A 21,372-nucleotide genomic window follows, 5' to 3' on the forward strand; every position below is an offset into this window, starting at 1 on the left:
TTACACCGCCAGTCAGCAAGAGAGTCCAATGGAACTTGAACAAGATAGCAATTTAACCCTCCCTTTATTTATTCTAGATGAGACACTAAGTACGCGTGACTTAGCGCAGCCTGACGTGGAAATTTCAGTTATTTTAAGTGATGAGCTACTGACTCAGCTATGCCAAAATCCCAGTGCTGACAGTAGTATTGGCATAAGCATTACAGACTATGAATTGAATATCATCAATTCAAGCTTTTCAAGTGTAGTGCAAAGCGAACATAACGCTCAACTAACGCTTACTCAAGGCCCTCTATTAAGCGCTGTAGTGACTACAGTTGATGAGCTGACATTCGTATCACCTCAAGTTGATATGATGCCCACGTTCGATTTGGGCGATGAGGCAGAGTAATGAAAAAGATCATTATAAGTACATTTGTACTGATTATTTTAAGTGGCTGTGCCTACCTAGGAAATGCTCATTATAACGAACTGTTTGGTCCCGAAAAAACACAAGCGCGTATTGTTGACGCTAATAGTGGTGATGGCGCCGAATTTCTTCAACATGTAAAGCCTGTAATAGATACTCGCTGCGTGGTTTGCCATGGTTGTTATGATGCGCCTTGCCAGTTGAAGTTGTCGTCTCCTGAGGGAATAGATAGAGGGCTAAGTAAAGAGCTGGTGTACGACGGTACTCGGTTGTTAGCCTCAACGCCGAGCCGATTATTATTTGATGCAACCACCACTGAGCAATGGCGTGAAAAAGAGTTTAGCCCGGTATTAAACGAGCGAGCACAAAATGAAGAAGCCAATTTAGCCGGTAGTGTGTTATTTAACACGCTGGTATTAAAGCAAAGTTCACCTTTGCCAGAAGATGAAGTATTAGATGAACGCTTTGATTTTTCGCTTAGTCGCAACCAAAGTTGTGCGACCATGGGTGAATTTGACCAATTAGCGGATGAGCAACCGCATGCGGGTATGCCTTATGGCTTACCAGGGGTGTCGGCTGCTGAATTTCAGCATCTACAAAATTGGATTAAAAAAGGTGGGAAAATGGCGCATATCAAGCCGCCATCAGCTGCTGAGCTTGCAAAGGTAAAAAACTGGGAAGCATTTTTAAATCAAGATGGTTTGAAGTATCAGTTATCAGCGCGTTATATTTATGAACATTGGTTTTTAGCGCACATCTATTTTAGTGATGCGCAATCACCAAACTTTTTTAAGTTGGTGCGTTCAAGTACTCCTCCTGGGGAAGATATTAAGTTAATTAGCGCTCGTCGCCCTTATGATAACCCAAATGTTGAGCGTGTTTATTATCGACTGCTTCACGACCGTTCTACTATTTTGTCAAAAACGCATTTGCCACTTAAGTTAACGGATGAGAAGTTAACGCGCTTATATCAGCAGTTCATCGCACCAAAATACACTGTATCTAGCTTACCAAGCTATGAGCCAGCACTTGCATCGAACCCATTTAAAACTTTTGAAGCACTGCCTATTGATGCTAAGTATCAATTTATGCTCGATGAAGCTGAGTTAATTATTATGGGCTTCATTAAAGGACCTGTTTGCCGTGGTCAAATAGCACTGAACGTGATTAATGACCATTTTTGGGTGGCATTTGCCGATCCTGAAAAAGTGGCGACTCCAGAGGTTGGTAAAATGCTAATGCAACATGAAGACGCATTAGAGTTACCAGCAGCCGAGGAGAGTAATGCGTTACCTATTTCTAACTGGGTAAAATACTCAGTTCGCGAAAAACGCTATTTAAAAGCCAAGGTAGAGCTAGCTAATAAAATGTTCAAAAATGGCGAGCACTTAACTACTGATTTACTGTGGAAAGGGGAAGGGCATAACCAAAATGCGGCGCTGACAATTTTTCGCCATTTTGATAGTGCAACAGTTGTAAAAGGGCTTGTTGGCCAGCAACCTAAAACGATGTGGGTACTTGATTATGCATTGTTTGAGCGTATTCACTACTTACTAGTGGCAGGCTTTGATGTGTATGGCAATATTGGCCATCAATTGATAACACGTTTATATATGGATTTTTTACGCTTGGAAGGTGAGCAAAACTTTCTTGCGTTATTACCAGAGTCACAACGCGAAGCTATTAAGCAAAGCTGGTATCGTAAATCACCGCCAAGTCTATCGACCTTTTTCGAAAATAACCGTGAGTTTAGTCAGCCCAGCGGTATTAGTTACCAAACTGATAAGCCACAATCAGAGTTATATGGATTAATTAAACAAACGCTTGAGGCGGTATTAAGTCCTCGTTATGACTATAAAAAAGTACCCGCACCATTAAGTGCAATTAACACCATGCCCGCTAAAGCAATTAACTTACTCCCGCAGCTATCGTATGTGTTAGTAAAAGAGCAAGATGAGCACAAGGCTTATACGATTATTCATCATAACGCGCATTATAATATTTCGAGCTTATTAAACGAAGACGGCCAGCGTGCTTATGAAGAAGATACCGTGACAATTGTGCCAGGTTTTATTGGTGATTACCCATCAGCAATTTGGTATTTAAATAACCCGCAACAAGTTGCTGCATTTGCAGAGCAGCTACCGCTTATGCAAGTAGAGGCGGATTATCGGGCTTTAAAGTCTAAGTTTGCGATTCGTCGAACGCACCCTCAGTTTTGGCAATACAGCGATATATTACATCACGTTGCCCGCCAGTATCGAGGGGTTGAATTTGGTATGTTTGATTATAACCGCTTAGAAAATCGTTAATGATATTGTAAGTAGCCCAGCTTTTTAGTTGGGCTTTTTTATATCTAATAATTAGTGAATTAACTGATTAACTTGCTACAGTTAGACTAAAGTGAAAATAAAAAGCAGCTTGGTTTATGTTTAATATTGTAAAGAGTATTCGCACGCGTTATCGGTGGGCATTAATTGCTATTGCCTTGCTGATCAGCGTATCCGCACTACTCATGCAATACGTCTTTTCTGTGCAAAAATACGATGCGAAAATTATCAATATAGCGGGTAAGCAACGTATGCTGTCACAAAAAATAGCGTGGCATAGTAATGCGCTAATTAATCAAACAGCTAACAAAGAACAGCACCTGAAATCGTTAGCCCACTCACTTGGGCTATTCGAGCAAGGACATACTTTTTTACTCACTAAAAATAAGCAAGGTGAGGCGATTTATTTAAATGCTGCTTTAGTTGATTTATATTATGCCGCCCCAGGTAACCTAGATGCCGAGGTATCTAGTTTTATAAAACAAGCAAAAAAATTACTGACCCAACAAGAACAAGTGAATCCCGTGATGTTTTCTGTGGGCGAGATTGAAGCATTATTAAAAAAATTAGACACCGCGGTGAGCTTATTTGAGCAGCAAGCGGTGACAAAGGTTAATTGGGTAGCCAATATTGAGCTGTTGTGTTGGTTTTTGACTCTAGCGTTATTGCTTCTAGAGTTAAGATTTGTGTTTATGCCAATGGAAAGGCAAGTTTTGCAGACTCTGCTTGAGTATCAACAACAAAAAGAATTTGCCGAGCAAGTCAGTCAGAATAAAGAGCATTTTATCGCACGCGCCAGTCATGAGTTTAGAACCCCGTTACAGGGATTAATTAGTTCTATAAATGAATTAACCATTCCCAGCTCGCAACAACAAATTCAGCGTCAAGCTCAGTATTGTTCTGTTAGGCTGCTAGCGATGTTAGATGAACTTCAAGATTTGCAAGCGCTTAGTTTAAATCGCTGGTCGTTAAAGCCAACCTCAGACAACCTACTAACAACTTTAAACAAAATACTGGCTGTGTATCAATATGGCTGTACTGAGAAAGGGTTAAAGCTAATTACCGAGTTAGCGCCGAGCTTAGATTGCGCGGTGATTGTAGATCACGCACGCCTACAGCAAATTGTTTCTGAACTACTTAATAACGCATTAAAGTTTACTGAGCAAGGAGAGGTCACCGTCATTGCTACGCTCAATAACCATCAGTTAGAGTTAAGCATAAAAGACAGTGGCTGTGGCTTTAGCCACCCGGTTGATCAGCTCGAATTAGATAACAATCAACAAAGTAACCATTTTCAAGGCCTCAGAACAGGGCTTACCCGCGTGCAATATATTGTTAATGCGCTTAATGGCGACATTCGTTTTGAGAATAATCATCCACAAGGCGCCATTGTATTTTTAAGCCTACCATTAGAGATGGACACAAGCGAAACTATGCCAACGCGCTTGCCTGATGATCTTAAGTGTTTAGTGGTTGAAGATAACCCGCTCAACATGTTGGTACTAACAAAGTTATTAAGCTCTTTGAACATACAGGTTGAATCGGCTGAAAATGGCAAAGTCGCTTGTGAAATGGCGGCTGAAAATAGCTATGATGTTATATTTATGGATTTAAATATGCCGGTTATGGATGGCTTTGAAGCTACAAAGCTGCTGCATGAAAAAGACAAAACACGACCCATTATTGTGGTTACCGCAAACACTTCTGATAGTGATATAGCTCGCGCTAAAGCTTGTGGAGCAATAAGTCATATTCATAAACCTATAGATCAGCAAAGTATAATAGCGGCACTAAACGATGCTCTTCTAACAGAGGTTGATTAAATCTCACTTGCCTAATTGTTATTTTGTACGTTAATTTGAATTTTTAAGCCTTATTTTGGGATCTAGTGTGCGCTCAATTTTACTTCAGCAATTTAATGGTTATTTATCCACCGGTGGCAGTAATCGCTATTATATTAAAGATTTAACTTGGCAAGTAAAACAGGGGGAGCACTGGGTATTGCTTGGCGGCAATGGCGCCGGTAAATCTGCGCTTGGGGCTACGCTTATTGGTGAAGCCAAGCAACAAAGTGGGCAACGTCATAGTACTTTTAACAATCTACAGTTGGTTTCAAGTGATTTACAAAAGCAGTTATTGAGCGCTAATCGCAAAAGTGATAAACCACAAAAAGTAACCGATATACTCTTTTCTGAACCTGAAATAAATAGCGATTTATGCCAACAGCTAATTACGGCTCTTAATTTTGATGCCTTACTTAATCATAATTTTACCGATTTATCGACCGGTGAAACACGTAAATTATTATTGATTAAAGCACTGTCTGCTAACAGTGATTTAGTTGTGCTTGATGAACCATTTGATGGCTTAGACACTAAATCGTCTGGGCAGTTAAACCGCCTATTAAAGCAACTAAGTACGCACACTTGCTTTGTGTTTGTACTAAACCGTGTTGATGAAATTCCTGCGTTTGTTGATCACTTTGCTTATGTGAGCAAGGGTCTTTTACAACATAGCTTAGCAAAACCGTGCGCAGCAAAACGAGCCGATTTGTTTAAGTTACTGCATTTAGAACATACACCTATAACTATTCCAGATTCAACCGAACCCGCTTTTATTTCAAATGTAAACGCGCCACTCGTTAAGCTTACTGATGCGCATGTACGTTATGGTGAACAGACTATTTTTGAGAACTTAAACTGGACAATTAAGCAACACCAACATTGGCAACTTATCGGCAAGAATGGCTCAGGAAAAACCTGTTTATTAAATTTAATCACCGGTGATAACCCTCAGTGTTATAACAATGAGATTGAGGTGTTTGGTTTTAAGCGTGGAACAGGAGAGAGTATTTGGGATATAAAACAGCATATTGGTTATATCTCTAATACCTTGCATTTACAGTATAGAGTGAGTATTTCGGCGCTCAATACTGTTATCTCTGGGTTTTTCGATAGTATTGGTTTATATCAACAAGCCAGCGAGTTACAAATGCGGTTAGCGAAACAGTGGCTGGCATTAATTGGCCTAAGCGATAAAGCAAATTGCGCTTTTACTCAACTATCGTATGGCGATCAGCGCTTATTACTTATTGTACGCGCAATGGTCAAACACCCCGCCTTAGTTATTTTAGATGAGCCATGTTTAGGGCTTGATGAGGCAAATCGTCAACGCGTTTTACTGCTGATAGAAAAGGTGTGTGCGGCAAAAACGAGTACCGTTATTTATGTAAACCATCATGCAGCAGATACCATTAAAGGGATTGAACACACCCTAAAAATGGAAGATTTTAAACCAACTTACTATGAACAGCATACGGCTCATAGTGAGTCGATTATATAAGCTTGTTTATAACTGAGTCACCGTGAATCCTTGGTCACGCAGTTGTTTAATTAAGCCATGTTGCTCAAGTAAATGCAGAGCACCTACAGCTATAAAAATATTGCCTTGTTCAAGTTTTGGGGTGAGCTGAGTGACCCAATTATTATTACGCTCAATTAGCATCACTTGTTCGCTTTGTTGGCCGTATTGGCTGTTATCAAAACTGGTGTGGTAGTAGCTGGTTAGGGTTTTCATATCGCCCTGTTTCCATGCATTTACTAGAGAAATAAAGTAGGTATTAATATCACTGAGTTGTTCAAAGGTTTCTGCCATCATAGCGTTGCTTAATGACTCTAACCCATTAAACATTTGTAGTTGCTGCTCTATGGTTTCAAGCTCTGCAATTTTAATATTATGCTGTTGGGCATAATCTAATATTTGCTTATCAATGCCATTTTTATCTGAATATCCTGCGTTTTGAAACTCAATTTGCATCATGGTTAACATCACAGCCCAAGGTTTAAAGCTGTTGAACATGGCAATATCAATCGACTTTTTAGCAAAGTAGTCTTTCAGGAGTTGATAATTTTCTGTCGACAGCTCACTCTGTAGTGTGTGCCCGTTATTAAGCAGCATATACGGCATAGAGCGTTGCTGCATTTGTAAAGGTGATAGCTTACTAATATCCACTTCAACAACCACTTGCTTGCTGTTATCCAGTGCGTGAGTCACTTTTTGTGGTAGCCCTTTCATGCTGGCATCACCTACATGCACGGTGCCAAATAAATACGAACTAGCGCCTTGTTTTTCTATTTTGAATAGAGCAGGAGCTGCATAGCCATTGACACTAAATGCTAAAAAAACGAACGTTATCAATAAATGACTGATACGCAATGACACTTTCATAAAAAATCCTAGCCATGTTTAAGTTGTTTTATAAATACTAACTTAGTTTACTATATAGGTAACGTAAAAGTGCCAGATCAAAAGCGCTATTGATACCAATTATTGCTGTAGGCCATGTTGCCAAAATTAGTCAAAGCGCGTTCACTTTGTTATGAACTCAAGGCGATTCGTGAAAAGCTTCATAGACTGAGAAAAAACACCACCATGACCTACGGCAGCACTAATGCTTTTTTTACTTTGGCAAATTAAGCCCATAAAACAGACCACCAAAGCAGAACGGTGATGAGCATGGCGATAAAGACACTGGCAGAAGCGATGTCTTTAGCTAGGCCTGATAGTTCATGATATTCGCTACCGATGCGATCAACCACCACTTCGACTGCGGTATTGACCAACTCAGCAAATAACACAAACAATAAGCTGGCAATTAATATTAACTTGCTACTTAAAGTAATTTCTTGCAAGCAGGCAAATACGCCTAGCAAACTAAATAAAACCAACTCTTGCTGAAAAGCAGCCTCAAATCGGCTCATCCATTTTAGGCCGTTAAATGTATGGCTTAAGGTAAAAATTAGGCGCATTAGGCCTTGGCGTTTTATAACGGTTTTATTATTCATATTTTAGCTTCGCTATGGTTAATCGTTTGACATGACGCGAGTAAATCTTCAGAGGTTTGGTAGGTTTTACTCACAACACCGGTTAAGTTTAAAAGGGTATGAAAAATAGCATCGTGTGATTGCGCTAAAGTGCTATTTAAATTGTTGAGACACTTGGCTGTAATGCGCTGATTATGATCATCAGCCCAGATGTAAAGAGGCACATGGGTTTGAGTTGTTGGTGCAAATGCATAGGGAAAGCCATGTAAGTACGCACCATTTTCACCGAGCGACTCGCCATGGTCCGACACATACAGTAATTGCTTATCAATATTGGCTGGTAGTGCCTTTAACTGTTCAATAACTTGAGCGTTGATAAAATCACTATAAGCAATTGTATTATCGTAGGTGTTAACCAGTTCTTCAGCGTTACAGTTCTGAATATCGCTGCGGTCGCAGGTTGGACTAAACTGTTTAAATTTTTCAGGGTAGCGCTTAAAGTAAGTAGGGCCATGTGAACCCATCATATGCAGCACTATAAGCGTATTAGCCTGACTCAAGTTAGCAAGCTTGTGCTTTAGTGGGGCTAGCAACGCTTCATCAAAACAGTATTTACCATCACATAGTCCGGATGCTTTGCTATCAATATTAATGGTAGGTACGCGCGAGCAGACGTTTTTACAGCCACTGTTATTATCAACCCACAAGACATCTGCGCCTGCTTGTTGTATCAAATCAATCACGTTTTGCTGATTATCACTGTCTAAACGAGAAAAATTGGCATGAGTTTGCAGTGAAAACATACACGGTACTGACACTGCTGTGGCCGTGCCACACGACGATACATTATCGAAATAAGTGACATTATGTTTTTGTGTGTATTGGTTGGTATTGCGCTCATAGCCTTGGTAGGAAAAATTTTCAGCTCGTGCGGTTTCACCTACTACTATGACAGTAACTCGTGTTGTACTTGGCGATGCTAAAGTTGGTGTGGTATCAATATTTTTAAATTTAATATCGCTGTAAAGCAACTGGTCACGTGCATACTTATAGCCACTAGAAAGGTATTGAAATGGAATGATTTCTTTTTTCAATATACGGTTATTTCGACCTGTTGCCGCATAATCGGCGTAAAAGTTTACTACCACTAAAGCAATCAAAGCACCGCATGCTAGTAACAGTTTAATACGACTGAGTATTTCTTTGTGTGGGCGGGCACAGTTTACGTTTATACGACTCAAAACAAAGGCAGGTAATGCGCCAAAAAGCAGTAAAAAGCCAACAAGTTGCAAGTTTAAATAGCTTAACGCTTCACTAGAGTCCGTCTCTGCTGCGTTTTGTATCATTGAGTAATCAAATACCACTCCATAGTTTAATGAGCCGTAAAGTGCGGCACTTGAGAGCACGAGTAGTAAGTAGTTGATGGGTTTTAATAGCCCTCGAACAGACACCAAAGAAAAAAAAATAACTAATAAACACACAAGTAGTAGCGGTACAGAAAATAGAAATAACCACGAAAATGTGTGCAGCGAAGTAATAGCGCTAAACGCACCATGCATAAATGGAATATTAATGATTAAGCCGTAATAGCATGCCATTAAAATAACAAATGCATTAGCGCTGCAGTTAAAGTAAAAGCGCTTTTTGGTGTTTGCTTGCGATTGCTTACTGAGTTTGAAAATTGAATTCATAACACATCTCTTTTTAGTGAACGTTGTTATGCTAGGACGTCACACTTAAGAAACGCTTAAGAAGTCAATTTATTTTATTTTATGAGCTATAAAATACAGCGGTTTGCTAAAAATTAATCAAACCATAATTCACCGTTATAAGAATAGTGAATTTCCTGAGTTGAAATGAAGGGATAAAAAATTCACTTTGTTTAGGTTGTTTGAATTTTAAAACCTAGGCCGGCGTGTTTTTATAATTATTTTGGATTGAATTTGATGTTGACTTAGTGCCCTGAGCGCGGTACTAATATAAAAAGACAGCGAAACAAGAGTTTCGTAATTACAGAAATTAAATGGTATTAAATTTTATGCTTAACAATGCACTTAACCTAGTCCTGATTATTATCGTGGTGATTATTCCCGCGAGGGCTTCGTAGTGCTTTAAAAAACTAAGCATTGAAAAGCCCTCCGCACTTAACCGTCCGGGGGGCTTTTTAGTTTTAAGATTAAATTTTAACGGGTTGTCACACAGGAATGAGGATTTACTAATGACAGGCGCAGAACTAACAATTGATTTACTCGCCAAGCACGGCGTAGATGAAGTATTTGGCTACCCAGGTGGTGCTATTATGCCCATTTACGATGCCTTGTATGGTGCGCCTGTAAAACATTACCTCACTCGCCATGAACAAGGTGCAGGATTTGCTGCTGTGGGCTATGCACGCAGTACTGGCCGCTTAGGTGTATGTTTAGCAACATCAGGTCCGGGGGCTACTAACTTAATTACCGCATTGGCTGATGCCATGATGGACTCAGTGCCTTTACTTGCCATCACCGGGCAAGTACCAACCGCAGCTATTGGTTCTGACGCCTTTCAAGAAATAGACGTGTTGGGTATGTCGCTTTCATGTACAAAACATAGTTATATGGTTGAGCGAGCAGAAGATTTAGCCGAAATATTACAAGAGGCGATGCATTTAGCACAAAGCGGTCGACCTGGCCCTGTTTTGGTTGATATCCCCAAAGACATTCAAATGGCGCAAGTACCTTTTAAACCTTGGTTAGCGGTAGATGAATATTTGCCTCAACTAGATCTAAATCAAGTCGCTATTGCTAACCAATTACTCAGTGAAGCCAAGCAGCCTGTTGCCTATGTTGGGGGCGGGGTCCATGCCGCTGATGCGCAAGCGCAGTTAATGCAATTTTTAAATAAAACGCAAATGCCAGCGGTTTCAACCCTTAAAGCATTGGGCAGTGTATTACCTGATTACGAATATGATTTAGGCATGCTAGGTATGCATGGCGGTCAAGCGGCTAATTTAGCGGTGCAAGAATGTGATGTATTAGTGTGTATTGGCGCACGCTTTGATGACCGTGTAACGGGCAATTTAGCTAAGTTTGCTGCAAAAGCAAACGTAATTCATTTAGATATAGATGCAGCCGAGGTCGGAAAACGTAAACCCGCAAAAGCGTCATTAATTGCTGATTTAAAAACTTCTCTCCCTGCACTTGAGTGCGTGGTTACACCAAAAGCGTGGTGCGATCATAGTAAACAAATGAAGGTCAAACACGCGTGGCGCTACGACTACCCTGGTGAAAAAGTATTTGCTCCTTACTTACTTAATCAACTTAGCCAGCGTATGCCAAGCACTAGTGTGGTGTGTTGTGATGTAGGCCAGCACCAAATGTGGGTAGCTCAGCACATGAAGTTTAGCCACCCTTGCAACCATTTGAGCAGTGGTGGTGCAGGCACTATGGGATTTGGTTTACCCGCGGCTATAGGTGCACAGATAGCGCGTAAAGATGACTTTGTGATCACCGTTTCAGGCGATGGTTCAATCATGATGAACATTCAAGAGCTTGCCACTATTCGCCGTAATAATTTACCAGTAAAAATACTGATACTTGATAACCAGCGCTTAGGAATGGTGCGCCAATGGCAAGAACTATTTTTTGAAGGGCGTTACAGCGAAACTAACCTATCAGACAACCCTGACTTTGTACAACTTGCTGCTGTGTTTGGCATTCCTGGGCAAACTATTACCCATGCCAACCAAGTGGATGATGCAATCACTGCCTTATTAAATAGCGATGGACCCTATATTGTTCATGCTTGTATCGATGATAAAGAAAACGTATGGCCACTTGTTCCGCCTGGAGCTGCCAACGATGAAATGATGACGGAGAAAGCACAATGAAACACAACTTAACTATTGCCTTAAAAAGTCAAAGTGTCGCAATCGAGCGCTTTTTACGTGTGGTGCGTCATCGTGGTTTTGACTTGACTCACTTACAGCTCAATATGGACGATGGTCAATATAATATGGCAATGACGGTTGATAGTGATAAACCAATTTACTTGCTTACTAGCCAGTTAAATAAATTGGTTGATGTGAAACATGTGACGCTACAAAGCTTACAGCAACAGGCTGTATAAAATAAATTTAACGAATTTTACGAATAACCGATTATTTGGTTATTCATCAATTTTTAGAATGAGGAATGCCCGCATTAATTGCGGCAAACACTGAGGTAACTATGGCTAAATTAAGAAGTGCAACCACCACTGAAGGGCGAAAACGCGCAGGCGCAAGAGCATTATGGCGTGCAACAGGCATGACTGATACCGACTTTGGTAAGCCAATTATTGCTGTTGTGAACTCATTTACGCAATTTGTACCGGGGCACGTACATCTTAATCAGCTTAGTGAACTGATGGCTGAAACCATTACTCAGGCCGGTGGTGTACCAAAAGAATTTAATACCATTGCTATCGATGACGGTATTGCCATGGGTCACGGCGGTATGCTTTATTCACTGCCATCGCGCGATTTAATTGCCGACTCGGTAGAGTACATGGTGAACGGCCATTGTGCCGATGCGATGATTTGTATTTCTAACTGCGACAAAATCACCCCTGGAATGATGTTAGCGGCGCTGCGTTTAAATATACCCGTTATTTTTGTATCGGGCGGCCCAATGGAAGCAGGTAAAACCAAGTTAGCGAATATCGATATTAAGCTCGATTTGGTTGATGCTATGGTTAAAGGCGCTGATGAATCGGTAAGTGATGCCGACTCTGAGCAAGTTGAGCGATCTGCATGCCCTACCTGTGGGTCGTGTTCAGGGATGTTTACCGCCAATTCTATGAACTGTTTATTAGAAGCAATTGGCCTTGCGCTGCCTGGTAACGGGACCACGCTTGCGACCCATAAAGACCGCAAACAACTATATGTTGAAGCAGGCGCCCGTATTGTTGATTTATGCCGTGAGTATTATCAAAAAGATAACCAAGACGTACTGCCTCGTGCCATTGCTAATAAAACCGCATTTATGAACTCTATGGTGGTTGATATTGCTATGGGCGGTTCATCAAATACGGTATTGCATTTACTCGCAGCAGCGCAAGAAGCCGGCGTTGATTTTGATATGTCACACATTGATGAGCTTTCACGAAAAACCCCGTTTTTATGTAAAGTTGCTCCAGCTACCGCGCAATACCACATTGAAGATGTACACCGCGCTGGTGGCATGATGGCCATAGTACGTGAGCTTGGAAAAGCAGGACTGGTTGATTTATCGGTTAACCATGTTGCTGGTATGACAATGGGTGAGCTGGTTAAAAAATGGGATGCAACCGATCCGAACAACGAAGCCGCGCAAAAGTTTTACCGTGCTGGCCCTGCAGGTATTCGAACTACCAAAGCAATGAGCCAAGATTGCCGTTGGGATGAAGGTGACAACGACCGTGAAAACGGCTGTATCCGCAGTGTTGAACATGCATTTCGTCAAGATGGCGGCCTGGCGGTACTTGCCGGTAACTTAGCGGTTGATGGCTGTATTGTTAAAAGTGCGGGGGTTGTCGATGAAATGCTGCACTTTGAAGGTACTGCGGTTGTGTATGAGTCACAAGATGATTCTGTAGAAGGGATTTTAAATGGCGAGGTAAAAGCCGGCGATGTGGTGGTTATTCGCTACGAAGGGCCTAAAGGCGGCCCTGGTATGCAAGAAATGCTATACCCAACTAGCTATTTAAAATCAAAAGGTTTGGCAGAGCAGTGTGCATTAATTACTGATGGGCGTTTTTCAGGTGGCACGTCGGGTTTATCGATTGGGCATGTATCGCCAGAAGCTGCCAGCGGTGGCGCAATTGCTTATGTTGAAAACGGCGATAAAATTATCATCGATATTGCCACCCGAGAAATTACGCTGGCGTTAAGCGATGAAGAGCTTGAAGCTCGCAAGCAAAAACAACTGGCTCGTGGTAAACAAGCGTATAAACCGCTTAATCGTGATCGTTATGTATCATCTGCGCTTAAAGCGTATGCGCTACTTGCAACTAGTGCCGATAAAGGCGCAGTTCGCGATTTAGCCAAACTGGAGGAGCTTAGCTAGGTATGGTTTCTCAAGAACTCGATTATTTTCGCGCGATTATCCAAGCCAATATGGAGCCTTTAGCTAAGGTGACTGAGGTAAGTGAAATGGCCGAATTGAGTACACGATTAGGTAATCATGTTTGGTTAAAACGTGAAGACCAGCAACCCGTGTACTCGTTTAAATTACGCGGTGCTTTTAATAAATTAAATAAGCTGCCTAAAGGCTCGGTTGTGATCACCGCATCCGCAGGTAACCATGCCCAGGGTGTGGCACTAAGTGCCTCACACTTAGGGCACAAAGCCACCATTGTGATGCCCGTGACCACACCTGAGATAAAGGTTAATGCGGTAAGGGCATTGGGTGGTGAAGTCGTATTGCATGGCCATCAATTTGATGCCGCAAAAGCGTATGCGCTGGAATTAACTGAGCAGCGAAACGGCGTATTTGTACCGCCATTTGATGACCCTGATGTGATTGTTGGTCAAGGTACGGTTGCCCGTGAATTAATGCAACAGCTCAGCGATTTAGATGTGGTATTTATTCCTGTTGGCGGCGGCGGCTTGCTGGCAGGTATGGCGGTATATATTAAGTCGCTGCGCCCCGATATCAAAGTGATAGGGGTTGAGGCGAATGAAAGCGCCTGCTTAAAAGCTGCTTTAGCAGCAGGCGAGCCGGTAGAGCTCGATCGCGTTGGCAGTTTTGCCGATGGTGTTGCCGTTAAAATAATTGGTAGCGAAACATTCAGACTGGCACAAAAGTTTTGTGATGAAGTAGTTACCGTATCAGACGATGAAATATGTGCAGCCATGCAAGATATTTTTGTATCAACCCGTGCTATAGCTGAGCCTTCAGGAGCGCTTGCAACTGCAGGGCTTAAAAAATGGTCTCAGCAGTCGGGTTTAAAGGGGTTAAATTTAGCCGCTATTTTGTCTGGTGCTAATTTAAACTTTGACCGCTTACGTTATGTGGCTGAGCGCACTGCGCTGGGTGAGAAAAACGAAGCTTTATTAGCCGTGACCATTGATGAAAAGCGCGGTAGTTTTAAACAGTTTTGTGCATCTTTAGGTGGGCGTGCTATTACCGAGTTTAACTATCGTTATGCGGGGCCTGGCGAGGCGCAAATTTTTGTTGGTATTGCACTGCGCCAAGGGTTAGCAGAACTTGAAGAGCTTAAACAAAGTCTAACAGATAACAAATATACCTTTTGCGATTTGTCAGATAACGAATTAGCAAAGCTGCATGTACGCTATATGGTTGGCGGTAAAGCGCCAGAGCAGTTACATGAACGCTTACTAAGGTTTGAGTTTCCAGAGTACCCAGGCGCATTGGCGCGCTTTTTAGATACGCTGGGTAGTAACTGGAATATCACTTTATTTCACTACCGCAATCATGGCGGGTCAATGGGGAATGTATTAGCAGGCTTTGCTATTGAACCAAGCCAATATGAGATGTTTAATGAGCACTTAAATCGGCTAGGTTACAGTGTCCAAGACGAAACCGATAATCCCTGTTTTACTCAGTTTTTAACTACCCAACCTCAAGCAGAAAAGCTTGAAAAAATCGCTCTAGCCTAACTCTATCCTAAGCAAGCATCTTATCCCGATGCTTGCTTTATTAGCTGTTTTACATATAGTTATAATTAATTATCATGTTTATGGAAGCCTGCTTTGCTACTTAAAGGAATAATAATTAGCATCTGCTTTTTTTGTAGCCAGTTAATGGCGCAGGAATCAGTCACGTTACAATTAAAGTGGACGCACCAATTTCAATTTGCTGGCTATTACATGGCCAAACAAAAAGGCTTTTATAATGAGGCCGGTTTAGACGTCAATATAGTTCCTGCCGATCCAAAACGGCCAAATAGTTTTGGTGCGGTAGAGCGAGGAGAGGCGCAATTTGGTGTAGCACATTCAGGTATATTAGAACGCCGTATTGCCGGTGAACCCTTTGTAGCCATGGCTGCCATATTACAGTTTTCTCCTTACTGTTGGATGGTAAAAGAAACTTCAGATATTTTTCATGCTCGTGATTTTATTAACAAGCGTGTAAGTGAAGTCAGCAAAGAGAGTAATTCTGAGTTACTAACTATGCTTAAGCGCAGTGGTATTGATACCGAAAAACTGGCTGTTTACAAAGGCGATGAATTACAACAAGCATGGATGGAAAATAAATTAGATGCCATAGAAGTGTATGTTACCGACCTACCTTATCATATGGATCAGCAAGGGGTTGCTCATAGGCTTATATGTCCACAACGTTATGGGATGGATGTATATGCGGATATTTTATTTACCAGCGATAGTATGGTTAAGTATCACCCCGATACGGTAGAAAAGTTTTATCAAGCAAGTTTAAAAGGGTGGCGCTACGCGGTAATGAATATGGATGAAGCCATTGCCATAACCCAACAGTTTTATGCGCCTGAACGCAGTTTTCATCAACTGGCATATGAGGCTGAGGTACTTAAAGACTATATTGCTCCACCGAGTACTACTGTGGGTAATATGTCGATGGCTAAATGGCGTTTAATTGCTGACTTATATGAGATTGATCAAACAAAGTTTGATGAAGTAAAAGCTGATTTTATTTATAAATATAAAAAGCAAGAAACACTGCAGCTTTCTTGGATGCTGATTGCGGCTATTATAATAAGCATTATTTCTATCCCCCTCTATTTACGTTTAATGTTTAAATCGCGCTAGTGGATTACTTACTCCATTCCCTTGCTCTGCGAGGTTAAAAAAATAACTGCTTAATCAGGTGCTATTGTGCTGGTATAATTAAGCGTCTTTTTTATATCCTAAGCTGTTATGACCTTAACTGAGCAATTTTCTGCCCTAGACTCTTTGCTAATGAATACTCGCTTGTATTGGCAGTGTACTGCATTTGATTTTGACGCTTTACCTTGGCCTGAATTACATGCTCCTTTGAGCGCTTTATCCGATCAGGCGGTTGCTGAATTAGACTCTGATCAAGAACAGCTCTATCAGTTTTTTTCATCCTATATTCCTGCTGTTGAGCAACTTAGCCGATTAGTGTCATTGCCTGCCATTACTAACACTCGGAAGGAATACCCGTTTTGGATCAGTAATGGTATTAAAGGTCGAAAGTTTACTCAGCTACAAGATTTTGTTGGCGCATTGCCCACTAGTAATCAGCCTGTATTAGAGTGGTGTGCAGGTAAAGGCCATTTAGGGCGAATGTTAGCTTTTAATGGTGCGCAGAGTGTACACAGCGTTGAGCTACAATCTCATTTGTGTGAACAAGGGAAAAAAAGTGCACAGCAGCAGGGACTTGCAATACAATTTAGCCAAGCCGATGTACTTAAGGATAGCATTCAGGATTTTTTTAGCCCACACACTCATGCTGTCGCTTTGCATGCCTGCGGTGCGTTACACCAAACTTTTATGCATCAAGCCAGTGCAGCAAAAGTACCACAAATTAGCTTTTCACCTTGTTGCTATCATTTATTTACTGATAATAATTACCAAGCGATGAGCGAGCATGCTCAGCAAAGTCGATTAAACTTAACTCACAGAGATTTAAAGCTCGCCCTGCAAGAAACTGTTACAGCTCCTTCGCGAGTAGGCAAAGTGCGAAAAACAGAAGTGGAGTGGCGACTCGGATTTGATGCCTTAAGAAAGTCACTTACTGGTGAGTTAGGGTATGTCAGCGTCCCTTCAGTGAATAAAGCGATATTTTCAGATTCGTTTGCAGCATTTTGTAACTGGGCGGCAGACAAAAAAGCCTTAAAACTACCAAAAGATATTGATTACAATAAGTTTTTGTTGATTGGTCAGGCGCGAAAAAAAGTAACAGAGCGAGTTGAACTGGTTCGACATGTGTTTAGAAGAGCAATAGAAGTTTGGCTTGTGCTCGATCGTGCTTTATATTTGCAGCAGCAAGGCTATGACGTCAGTGTTAATACATTTTGTGAGAAGCAATTAACACCCCGTAATATTTTAATTTTAGCCAGTTTAAAAACGCCCTCAACCTAAAAGAGATGTAATGAGAAATTTAAATAACTTACTAGAAAATAATAAACGCTGGGCATCTAGAACGAGCGAAGCGAACCCTGAATTTTTCAAAATTTTATCGATGCAACAAAACCCAGAGTACTTATGGATAGGTTGCTCTGATTCACGGGTGCCAGCTAATCAAATTGTTGATTTATTACCGGGTGAGTTATTTGTGCACCGTAATGTTGCCAACGTGGTTGTACATACCGATCATAATTGTTTATCGGTTATGCAGTACGCGGTCGAAGTATTAAAAGTAAAACATATTATGGTTGTTGGCCACTACGGTTGTGGTGGTGTGCAAGCGGTACTAAACGAGGACCGCTTTGGCTTTATTGATAACTGGCTCCGCCACGTTGGAGATGTAAAAGAAAAACACCTAGAGCAACTTAATGCTCTGCCAGAAAAACAACGGCTGGATCGTTTAATAGAGCTTAATGTGATTGAGCAAGTGCGTAACGTATCTCGCACTAGCATTGTTCAAGATGCATGGCTAAGAGGTCAAGAACTCACGGTTCATGGTTGGGTATATGGCTTAGAAAATGGTCATTTGCATGACTTAGAATCGGTAGTTAGTTGTGCTGAAGAAGAGTGTGAAAGCTATAAAAAAGCAGTACACCATGTACTAAATAAATCTGCGGACAGTCACCTTTAATATGGCCAAAACGGCGCTAATAATCGGCAGTACCGGCTTAGTTGGCAGCCAGTTATTACAACAGCTGTTAGCATCTTCTAGCTATTCGCAGGTAGTGAGCTTATCGCGCCGCCAATTAGATTTTTCTCATCCTAAATTAATTAGCCATATTATTGATTTTGAAAATTTGACGCATCATGTTGAATTGTTCAAAGGTGACGTGTTCTTTTCTTGCTTAGGGACTACATTAAAGCAAGCGGGCAGTGTGGCTGCACAACGTAAAGTTGATTTTGAATACCAATTTATTTGTGCGCAAATGGCGGCCAATAACGCTGTTCCGCATTATTGCTTGGTATCGTCAAGTGGCGCAAATGCGAATAGTATGAGCCGTTATTTAAAAATAAAAGGAGAGCTTGAGCAGCAGGTGAAGCAGCTTGGCTTTGCACGCTTGAGTATATTGCAACCGTCTTTATTAGTCGGCGAGCGCTCAGAGCTTAGAATTGCAGAAAAGTTCGGTGAGGTGGTACTTCCGCTGCTAACGCGTTTTGGTATCTTTAAACGGTATAGACCCATTACTGGTGAGCAAGTAGCTAATAAATTGCTGAGGGTAAGCATAGAGCAGCAACAAGCAACGGGTTATTATGTGCTGGACGAGCTATTTGAATAACTGAGTAGCGCCATAAAGCAGGTTCGTCTATGGCGTTATATTTATTATTCAGCGTCTGTTTTTGCCGATAATTGCTGTTCAAGTATCGCTACTTTTGCTTCTAATTCAGTTAGCTTTTCACGTGTGCGGATCAGCACTTGGCTTTGAATATCAAACTCTTCACGGCTTACAAAGTCCATTTCGGCAAGCTTATTTTGTAACACTTGCTTAGTTTTACCTTCAAGTGTATCAGCCAGGTTTTTTACACCTTGTGGCATGTTATTAGTGATCTGTTTCGCAATTTCTTCAAGTTTTGCTGGGTTAATCATAGTCGTCCCTTGCCTGTTGCCTAAAATGATAATAACTAATATTACCTTATTGGCTAGGCGTATTGTAGTGATTACGTTAAAATTGCCCGTCTTTTTGCAATCAGCTGGTCGTTATGAAACTCAATCCTAAACAAGATGAAGCGGTAAAGTACATTAGTGGTCCTTGCTTAGTATTAGCCGGCGCAGGCTCGGGTAAAACGCGAGTTATCACCAACAAAATTGCTTACTTAGTACAAAAATGTGAGTATCAAGCGCGTAATATTGCGGCGGTTACCTTTACCAATAAAGCGGCTAAAGAAATGCGCGAGCGGGTTTTGCAAACCTTGGGAAAACAAGAGTCTAAAGGTTTATGGGTGTCTACCTTTCATACACTAGGACTTGAGATCATTAAAAAAGAGTTAAAAACATTGGGTTTTAAACCCGGTTTTTCGTTGTTTGACGACCAAGATACTAATCAATTACTCGGTGATTTAACCGAAGACGAGCTTAAAAAAGACAAAGACTTACTAAATCTACTTAAAATGCAAATTGGTAGTTGGAAGAATGAGCTTATTTTACCAGAACAAGCTATTCGCGAAGCCAGAGAGCCGCAAAAGGCATTGTTTGCTCAGTTGTATGCGCGTTACCAAAATCAATTAAGAGCGTATAACGCGCTGGATTTTGATGATTTAATTATGATCCCCACGCTGCTTTTAAGTAGTAATGCCACATCACGCGAGCGATGGCAGCAGCGTTTTCGTTATTTACTGGTGGATGAATATCAAGATACCAATACCAGCCAATATCAATTAGTGAAATTACTGGTAGGCGAACGAGCACGCTTTACTGTGGTGGGAGATGACGATCAGTCAATTTACTCTTGGCGTGGTGCTCGTCCACAAAACTTGGTGTTATTAAGTAAAGATTACCCTGGGCTTCGATTAATAAAACTAGAACAGAACTATCGTAGTGCTGGGCGCATTCTTAAAGCGGCCAATATCTTAATTGCAAATAACCCCCATGAGTTTGAAAAAAAGCTCTTTAGTGAGTTGGGCTATGGTGAGCAAATTAAAGTCATTGGCTGTCGTGATGAAGAACATGAATCAGAACGTGTGGTCGCAGAGATTATTTCTCATAAATTTATGAAACGCACCAGCTATAAAGATTACGCTATTTTGTACCGGGGTAACCATCAAGCGCGGGGCTTTGAAAAGTCGTTAATGAGTAACCGAATCCCGTATAAAATTAGTGGTGGAATGTCGTTTTTTTCACGTTCTGAAATTAAAGATATCATGGCTTACTTACGTCTTTTAGTGAATCAAGATGATGACAATGCTTTTTTAAGAATTGTGAATACCCCACGTCGTGAAATTGGTACAGTCACGCTTGAAAAGCTTGGCACCTTAGCTAATGAAAAACACCAAAGCTTATTTGCGACCTGCTTTGATAACGACTTAGGATACAGACTAAAAGGACGTGGTTTAAATGCATTAGCTGGGTTTGCCCGTTGGGTGGTTGAGCTTTCAGATAACGCAGTGCGCAGTGATACACTGGAGGCGGTGAAGGATTTAGTACGTAATATTAATTACGAAGCTTACTTGTATGAATCATCGCCTAGTGCCAAAGCTGCTGAAATGCGGATGAAAAATGTGTCCGAGCTGTATCGCTGGATAACAGACATGTTAACAGGCGATGCCGATAATCCGCCAATGACACTGGCTGAAGTAGTTAGTAAATTGACCCTTCGGGACATGCTAGAGCGAAACGAAGAAGAAGATGAAGCTGATGCCGTACAATTATTAACTTTGCATGCCTCAAAAGGACTCGAGTACCCCTATGTATTTATGGTCGGTATGGAAGAAGGATTGTTACCACACCAAGTAAGCATTGATGAAGATAATGTGGATGAAGAGCGCCGCCTTGCCTATGTAGGTATTACCCGCGCGCAACAAGAGCTGACTTTAACCTATGCTAAAATCCGCCGTCAGTTTGGTGAAACATCACAAACAGAGCTCAGTCGATTTGTGCAAGAGTTACCGCAAGATGACTTAGCCTTTGAAAACAAAAAAGCGCCTAACACCCAAGCTGAACGTATGGAAAAAGGCCAAGCTCGGGTTGCAAATTTAAGAGCAATGCTGAAAAAGCCACAATAAGGT

At 41.4% G+C, this 21,372-nt stretch carries 17 protein-coding genes; 13 read left to right on the top strand and 4 right to left on the bottom strand.

Translation table 11 applies throughout. The annotated features are described in order from the left end of the window. Positions 1 to 28: 28 nt before the first annotated feature. From PUND_RS01225 to PUND_RS01240, 4 genes are all read left to right on the top strand, one after another. Positions 29 to 391 (top strand): hypothetical protein, encoded by a 363-nt coding sequence (locus tag PUND_RS01225; RefSeq protein WP_010390337.1) that lies wholly within the window; start codon positions 29 to 31, stop codon positions 389 to 391. Then, complete coding sequence (locus PUND_RS01230; protein ID WP_010390339.1) at positions 391 to 2,721, top strand: fatty acid cis/trans isomerase; 2,331 nt, start codon at positions 391 to 393, stop codon at positions 2,719 to 2,721. The genes PUND_RS01225 and PUND_RS01230 overlap by 1 nt, the downstream gene beginning before the upstream one ends. A 116-nt stretch (positions 2,722 to 2,837) precedes the next feature. Beyond that, positions 2,838 to 4,562, top strand: coding sequence for a response regulator (locus PUND_RS01235; protein ID WP_010390342.1), 1,725 nt, complete (start codon positions 2,838 to 2,840; stop codon positions 4,560 to 4,562). 67 nt (positions 4,563 to 4,629) lie between these two features. After that, positions 4,630 to 6,081, top strand: coding sequence for an ATP-binding cassette domain-containing protein (locus tag PUND_RS01240; protein WP_010390344.1), 1,452 nt, complete (start codon positions 4,630 to 4,632; stop codon positions 6,079 to 6,081). 6 nt (positions 6,082 to 6,087) lie between these two features. Here the strand turns inward: PUND_RS01240 and PUND_RS01245 are convergent, their stop codons facing one another. The 3 genes from PUND_RS01245 to PUND_RS01255 form a co-directional block, all read right to left on the bottom strand. Beyond that, on the bottom strand, positions 6,088 to 6,966 hold the full coding sequence (locus PUND_RS01245) for a TraB/GumN family protein (RefSeq protein ID WP_010390345.1): 879 nt from the start codon (positions 6,964 to 6,966) through the stop codon (positions 6,088 to 6,090). Between the two features lie 245 nt (positions 6,967 to 7,211). Then, on the bottom strand, positions 7,212 to 7,583 hold the full coding sequence (locus tag PUND_RS01250) for a diacylglycerol kinase (protein ID WP_010390346.1): 372 nt from the start codon (positions 7,581 to 7,583) through the stop codon (positions 7,212 to 7,214). After that, positions 7,580 to 9,253 carry a phosphoethanolamine transferase gene (locus tag PUND_RS01255; protein ID WP_010390347.1) on the bottom strand — a complete coding sequence of 558 codons (1,674 nt, stop codon included), beginning with the start codon at positions 9,251 to 9,253 and terminating at the stop codon, positions 7,580 to 7,582. Before PUND_RS01255 ends, PUND_RS01250 begins: the two co-directional genes overlap by 4 nt. Positions 9,254 to 9,780: 527 nt before the next feature. Between PUND_RS01255 and ilvG the strand changes: the two genes are divergently transcribed. From ilvG to PUND_RS01295, 8 genes are all read left to right on the top strand, one after another. Beyond that, on the top strand, positions 9,781 to 11,430 hold the full coding sequence (gene ilvG, locus PUND_RS01260; protein ID WP_010390348.1) for an acetolactate synthase 2 catalytic subunit: 1,650 nt from the start codon (positions 9,781 to 9,783) through the stop codon (positions 11,428 to 11,430). Continuing rightward, complete coding sequence (gene ilvM / locus PUND_RS01265; RefSeq protein WP_008112745.1) at positions 11,427 to 11,669, top strand: acetolactate synthase 2 small subunit; 243 nt, start codon at positions 11,427 to 11,429, stop codon at positions 11,667 to 11,669. Before ilvG ends, ilvM begins: the two co-directional genes overlap by 4 nt. A gap of 101 nt (positions 11,670 to 11,770) precedes the next feature. Next, entirely contained in the window at positions 11,771 to 13,627 is a 1,857-nt protein-coding gene (gene ilvD / locus PUND_RS01270) for a dihydroxy-acid dehydratase (RefSeq protein ID WP_010390349.1), read from the top strand. A 2-nt stretch (positions 13,628 to 13,629) separates the two neighbouring features. Continuing rightward, on the top strand, positions 13,630 to 15,183 hold the full coding sequence (gene ilvA / locus PUND_RS01275; protein WP_010390351.1) for a threonine ammonia-lyase, biosynthetic: 1,554 nt from the start codon (positions 13,630 to 13,632) through the stop codon (positions 15,181 to 15,183). Between the two features lie 144 nt (positions 15,184 to 15,327). After that, a complete protein-coding gene (locus PUND_RS01280) occupies positions 15,328 to 16,311 on the top strand; it encodes an ABC transporter substrate-binding protein (RefSeq protein WP_010390353.1) in 984 nt (327 codons plus the stop codon). A 108-nt stretch (positions 16,312 to 16,419) separates the two neighbouring features. Beyond that, complete coding sequence (locus PUND_RS01285) at positions 16,420 to 17,607, top strand: methyltransferase (protein WP_010390355.1); 1,188 nt, start codon at positions 16,420 to 16,422, stop codon at positions 17,605 to 17,607. Positions 17,608 to 17,617: 10 nt separating this feature from the next. Beyond that, a complete protein-coding gene (gene can / locus PUND_RS01290) occupies positions 17,618 to 18,283 on the top strand; it encodes a carbonate dehydratase (RefSeq protein ID WP_008112739.1) in 666 nt (221 codons plus the stop codon). 1 nt (position 18,284) lies between these two features. Beyond that, on the top strand, positions 18,285 to 18,929 hold the full coding sequence (locus PUND_RS01295) for a Rossmann-fold NAD(P)-binding domain-containing protein (protein ID WP_010390357.1): 645 nt from the start codon (positions 18,285 to 18,287) through the stop codon (positions 18,927 to 18,929). 44 nt (positions 18,930 to 18,973) lie between these two features. Here PUND_RS01295 and ubiK read toward each other — a convergent pair whose 3' ends face one another. Then, on the bottom strand, positions 18,974 to 19,237 hold the full coding sequence (ubiK, locus tag PUND_RS01300; RefSeq protein WP_008112735.1) for a ubiquinone biosynthesis accessory factor UbiK: 264 nt from the start codon (positions 19,235 to 19,237) through the stop codon (positions 18,974 to 18,976). A 113-nt stretch (positions 19,238 to 19,350) separates the two neighbouring features. Here ubiK and rep point away from each other — a divergent pair, with 113 nt between their 5' ends. Next, positions 19,351 to 21,369 carry a DNA helicase Rep gene (gene rep, locus PUND_RS01305; RefSeq protein WP_010390360.1) on the top strand — a complete coding sequence of 673 codons (2,019 nt, stop codon included), beginning with the start codon at positions 19,351 to 19,353 and terminating at the stop codon, positions 21,367 to 21,369. The last annotated feature ends 3 nt before the right edge of the window (positions 21,370 to 21,372 follow it).

It is taken from the genome of Pseudoalteromonas undina (assembly GCF_000238275.3).
In the GTDB taxonomy this organism is placed as follows: Bacteria; Pseudomonadota; Gammaproteobacteria; order Enterobacterales; family Alteromonadaceae; genus Pseudoalteromonas; species Pseudoalteromonas undina.

Excerpts from the sequence above, each read along its gene's own strand:
- ilvD (WP_010390349.1), top strand. The coding sequence starts at position 11,771 with ATGGCTAAATTAAGAAGTGCAACCACCACTGAAGGGCGAAAACGCGCA.
- ilvG (WP_010390348.1), top strand. The coding sequence starts at position 9,781 with ATGACAGGCGCAGAACTAACAATTGATTTACTCGCCAAGCACGGCGTA.
- PUND_RS01225 (WP_010390337.1), top strand. The coding sequence starts at position 29 with ATGGAACTTGAACAAGATAGCAATTTAACCCTCCCTTTATTTATTCTA.
- PUND_RS01245 (WP_010390345.1), bottom strand. The coding sequence starts at position 6,966 with ATGAAAGTGTCATTGCGTATCAGTCATTTATTGATAACGTTCGTTTTT.
- PUND_RS01230 (WP_010390339.1), top strand. The coding sequence starts at position 391 with ATGAAAAAGATCATTATAAGTACATTTGTACTGATTATTTTAAGTGGC.
- PUND_RS01285 (WP_010390355.1), top strand. The coding sequence starts at position 16,420 with ATGACCTTAACTGAGCAATTTTCTGCCCTAGACTCTTTGCTAATGAAT.
- ilvA (WP_010390351.1), top strand. The coding sequence starts at position 13,630 with ATGGTTTCTCAAGAACTCGATTATTTTCGCGCGATTATCCAAGCCAAT.
- PUND_RS01295 (WP_010390357.1), top strand. The coding sequence starts at position 18,285 with ATGGCCAAAACGGCGCTAATAATCGGCAGTACCGGCTTAGTTGGCAGC.
- PUND_RS01280 (WP_010390353.1), top strand. The coding sequence starts at position 15,328 with ATGGCGCAGGAATCAGTCACGTTACAATTAAAGTGGACGCACCAATTT.
- can (WP_008112739.1), top strand. The coding sequence starts at position 17,618 with ATGAGAAATTTAAATAACTTACTAGAAAATAATAAACGCTGGGCATCT.
- ilvM (WP_008112745.1), top strand. The coding sequence starts at position 11,427 with ATGAAACACAACTTAACTATTGCCTTAAAAAGTCAAAGTGTCGCAATC.
- rep (WP_010390360.1), top strand. The coding sequence starts at position 19,351 with ATGAAACTCAATCCTAAACAAGATGAAGCGGTAAAGTACATTAGTGGT.
- ubiK (WP_008112735.1), bottom strand. The coding sequence starts at position 19,237 with ATGATTAACCCAGCAAAACTTGAAGAAATTGCGAAACAGATCACTAAT.
- PUND_RS01235 (WP_010390342.1), top strand. The coding sequence starts at position 2,838 with ATGTTTAATATTGTAAAGAGTATTCGCACGCGTTATCGGTGGGCATTA.
- PUND_RS01250 (WP_010390346.1), bottom strand. The coding sequence starts at position 7,583 with ATGAATAATAAAACCGTTATAAAACGCCAAGGCCTAATGCGCCTAATT.
- PUND_RS01255 (WP_010390347.1), bottom strand. The coding sequence starts at position 9,253 with ATGAATTCAATTTTCAAACTCAGTAAGCAATCGCAAGCAAACACCAAA.